Here is a 754-nt window from a genome sequence, read left to right as displayed (position 1 = left end):
ATACGCATGTCCGACCTCCCGGTTGAAGGCGTGATCGGCCGGATAGACGTAGGTGGCCATCTGCGGCAGCTTCTCCCGGTGGGCCTGCACGGCCTCCGGCGGGATGCTGCGGTCCTGGGCGCCAAAGTGGAAAATCACCGGGGCCTTGGGCGTCTCATCCAGGAACTGGACGTTGCGCGCACCGTAGTAGCTGACCGAGGGCAGGCCCAGGCGCAGCGCGGACAGCATCGCTACCGTGCCGCCCCAGCAGTAGCCGACGGTGCCGACCTTGCCGTAGGGGGCCAGCCGGGTGGCCGCCGCGCGGACCACTTCCAGCGCCTTCTCCATGCCCAGCGCGCTCACCCGTTCCAGGCCCTGCTTCACGCCGTCGGCGTCATAGGGCAGGGCATCCGGATCGGCTTCTGCGCCATCAACCAGGTCGAAGAAGGACGGCGCCAGCACCGCGTAGCCTTCGGCCGCGAAGCGCTCGGCTACGCCGCGGATGTGCGGGTTGGCGCCGAAAATTTCCTGCACCACCACCAGCCCGCCGCGCGGGGTGCCTTCAGGGAGGGCCTGCCAGGCCCGTACCGCGCCGTGGTGCGTATCCAGGGTGATCCACTCGGCCATTGCTTCTACCTCATTGCGGGAACAGACCCGCATTGTCGGTGCTGCGCGGGTTAGCGCGGTGTCAGCGGCTGTGCGTGATCGGGCGGCTGGCCATTCAGAGCGAGGTCGCCAACCCCGGTATACTGGCGCCCTTTCAGGCCCCGGCCCC

General features: G+C 68.8%; 1 protein-coding gene. It reads right to left on the bottom strand.

Features of this window, described 5'->3' with window-relative positions; genetic code table 11:
* Positions 1-606 (bottom strand): dienelactone hydrolase family protein (locus DAI20_RS19395; RefSeq protein ID WP_108252882.1); only part of this gene is annotated, 606 nt, incomplete at its 3' end.
* Positions 607-754: the final 148 nt, after the last annotated feature.

Source organism: Planctomonas deserti (assembly GCF_003067705.1).
Classification (GTDB): domain Bacteria; phylum Actinomycetota; class Actinomycetes; order Actinomycetales; family Microbacteriaceae; genus Planctomonas; species Planctomonas deserti.
Note: the sequence above shows the minus strand (reverse complement) of the source record. Positions and strands in the feature narration are given on the sequence as shown.